This window comes from Neobacillus drentensis, assembly GCF_036966985.1.
GTDB lineage: Bacteria > Bacillota > Bacilli > Bacillales > Cytobacillaceae > Neobacillus > Neobacillus drentensis_E.
In genome coordinates, this window is the sequence record NZ_JBALSN010000318.1 from 1 (window position 1) to 3,263 (window position 3,263).

Here is a 3,263-nt window from a genome sequence, read left to right on the forward strand (position 1 = left end):
TAGTGACACTTCATAGGGTGAAGAAGTATAGACGACCAAAGTTTGCTGGTAGGAGCCAGTTCGGTCGTCAATTGGGGCTATTGGCGACCGATATTAGACGAAACGTCGTCGGTCGGTCGTCAATTATGCCTTTTGGCGACCAGCATGAGACAAAACGGAGTCGGTCGGTCGTCAATCTCGCCTATTGCGACCAGCATGAGACGAAACGTCATCGGTCGGTCGTCAATCAACTTTACAAATTGACGCCTTTCATGCCTGCTTGATGGTAGCGTTCTCCAGCAGCTACACCCCGTGGGGCAACTTCATTAATACGATCTAAATCGGCAGCTGTTAAGGTTATTTGAAGTGCACCAACATTTTCTTCTAGATACTTGATTCTCTTTGTCCCTGGGATTGGAACAATATCATCCCCTTGTTTAAGTAACCATGCAAGCGCAAGTTGGGAAGGCTGGCAGTCTTTTTCACGGGCTATTTCATTTATCTTCTGAACCAGTTCCAGATTTTTTTGGAAGTTTTCCCCCTGAAAACGAGGTGATAATCGACGATAGTCATCCACTGCTAAGTCCTCAAACTTTTGTATTTGTCCTGTAAGAAATCCTCTTCCTAATGGACTGTAAGGGACAAACCCGATCCCGAGTTCCCTGCATGCGGGTAGAATCTCATCTTCTACATCCCGGCTCCAAAGAGAGTACTCTGTTTGTACAGCTGTAATTGGATGGACTGCATTTGCCCGGCGAATCGTTGCCGCAGAGGCTTCCGAAAGCCCTAAATAGCGAACTTTCCCTTCTTGAATTAAATCGGCCATCGCTCCGACGGTTTCTTCAATTGGTGTGTTGGGGTCGACTCGATGCTGATAGTAGAGGTCGATATGATCCACACCCAAACGGCGAAGACTCGCTTCGCATGCCTTTTTTACATATTCTGGACGGCCATTTATTCCTAAAAATACCCCGTCCTCTGCTCGTACATTTCCAAATTTAGTGGCAATAACCACTTGATTACGTTGTTCTTTGATGGCTTTTCCAACCAATTCTTCATTCATTCCGACACCGTACATATCAGCTGTATCGAGAAGGGTAATACCCATTTCAAGGGCACGATGGATCGTTCTAATTGATTCATCGTCATTCCTCCCGCTGTAAAAGTCTGACATCCCCATACAACCGAGACCAAGTGCCGATACTTCAAGCCCCGATTTCCCTAACATTCTTTTTTGCATCCTTTATCATCCTCTCATGATTATCCTTTTTCGTGACAACAACGTATTTATGCTGTACATGTTTCCATTCTTTTAACCGAGATCCCTTTATTTATGTAAGGATTAGACAGTATTTACATATTATCCCTCATTAGTGGATTTTCCACCAATGAAACACTAATTTGAAGCTTCTTTACTTTCTTAATTCATTATATGTCTAGTCTTGGTAAGATAGGACAGCCACCCCACCCACAAAAAAGGACTAACTCTTATGAGCTAGTCCTCTTCCTTTATTTCATTTCACAGAATCCCTTTAATCGATTCCAAAACTTGGTCAATCTCGTCTTTTGTCGTATACCTTCCTATACTAAAGCGGATGGCACCCATTCCAACTTCTTCAGAAACACCCATTTCCTTTAAAACTGGGGATAATTCAATACTGCCGGCGTGACAGGCTGATCCTGTGGAAGCAGCTAACTTAGGGATCGCATCTAAAAGCTCTTGACCAACTCTTCCTACAAAGCTGACATTCAAAGTATTCGGCAGATGGTCCTCCGAATGGCCATTCAATACTATCTGATTGCCGAAGTTCTCCTTTAATTGCATCCAAAAATAATCGGTTAAATCTTTTATTCCACAATCTTCCACGTATTGTTTAGCCATCTCACAGGCCTTTCCTAAGCCCACCGCCAATAAAGTATTTTCGGTACCTGCCCTAAGGCCAAACTCATGGCCCGCTCCATGGATAAGTGGTTCCAGATGGATTCCCTCTCGAATATACAACGCGCCAATTCCTTTTGGTGCATAAAGTTTATGGCCGGCAATCGTTAGCATATCCACTTTCAAATCATTCACATTCACCGGAACTTTTCCGACCGATTGGGAAGCATCCGTATGAAAAACAAGCCCAAGTTGTTGAGCTAATTCCCCTATCTCCTTTATTGGCTGCAAAGTACCAGTTTCATTATTTGAGTGCATAATTGAAATCAAAATGGTTTCTTTGGTAATTTCTTTTTTTATTGCTTCTAGTGTAACCTTCCCATCCCGATCAACGTCTACATATGTGACCTTTGCCCCAATTTGTTCAAGAAATTTGCAAGGATTCATAATCGCAGGATGTTCAATTTTGGAAGTAATGATATGATTGCCTTTATGCCGATTTTTAAAATAATATCCTTTTAATGCAAGGTTATTGGCTTCACTGCCCCCGCTTGTAAAAATAACCTCTCTTGGGGAGCAGCCAATTAATTCGGCCACTTGTGCTCGGGCTTGAAGTAATAATTCTTTTACGGGTAACCCTGCCCAGTGTAAGGCCGACGGGTTCCCATAAAATTGATCTAACAATGGCTTCATTGCCTCGGCTACTTCAGGAGCAATCGGTGTACTAGCATTGTAATCAAGATAAATTTTTTCCATCAATTGATCTATTCCTTTCCCCTTAGATAGAAACTGGAACCTTAACACAGCTGTTTATAAATTCTTTGAACACATTATTCATTTCATGGTTCGTACTCGCCATCGATTCAGGATGCCACTGAACACCTACCGTAAATGTGGATGGATGGATATACTCCACTGCTTCAACAATCCCGTCGGATGATCGGGCAACAACTCGAAGGTCATTGGCTACCTTATCAATGGCTTGATGATGAAGACTATTCACACGGACTTGCTCTGAACCGACCATTTCAAATAATTTACTATCTGTGGCGATGGTCACCCAGTGTGTATCTCTGCTTCTATCAATTTTCTGGTTGTGTTGGATGGGTTCCTGGACTTGACTTTGGATGTCTTGGATTAACGTACCGCCAAGAGCAACATTCAAAATTTGAACACCTCTGCAAATGGCAAGGATTGGAATATTGTTTTCAAGCGCATATCTCACCATCGCAATCTCTGCCACGTCCCGCTCTGGAGTAGTTGGACCTAATTGTTGATGCGGATCCTGGCCAAAAAGTTTTGGGTCAACATCCTCTCCTCCGCTGAGGATAATACCATCGCATAAGGCAATCGTTTCTAATGCTATCTCAGGATTAATATAGGGAAGAACGATAGGTATTCCACC

The 3,263-nt window shown here is 42.9% G+C and carries 3 protein-coding genes; all 3 read right to left on the reverse strand.

Going from position 1 to position 3,263, the window contains the following annotated elements; translation table 11 throughout:
• Positions 1 to 232: 232 nt before the first annotated feature.
• Entirely contained in the window at positions 233 to 1,219 is a 987-nt protein-coding gene (locus tag V7659_RS20130; RefSeq protein ID WP_335541728.1) for an aldo/keto reductase, read from the reverse strand.
• A 279-nt stretch (positions 1,220 to 1,498) separates the two neighbouring features.
• On the reverse strand, positions 1,499 to 2,614 hold the full coding sequence (locus V7659_RS20135; protein ID WP_335541729.1) for a cysteine desulfurase family protein: 1,116 nt from the start codon (positions 2,612 to 2,614) through the stop codon (positions 1,499 to 1,501).
• Positions 2,615 to 2,636: 22 nt separating this feature from the next.
• A partial coding sequence (locus tag V7659_RS20140) for a gamma-glutamyl-gamma-aminobutyrate hydrolase family protein (RefSeq protein ID WP_335541731.1) occupies positions 2,637 to 3,263 on the reverse strand: 627 nt, incomplete at its 5' end.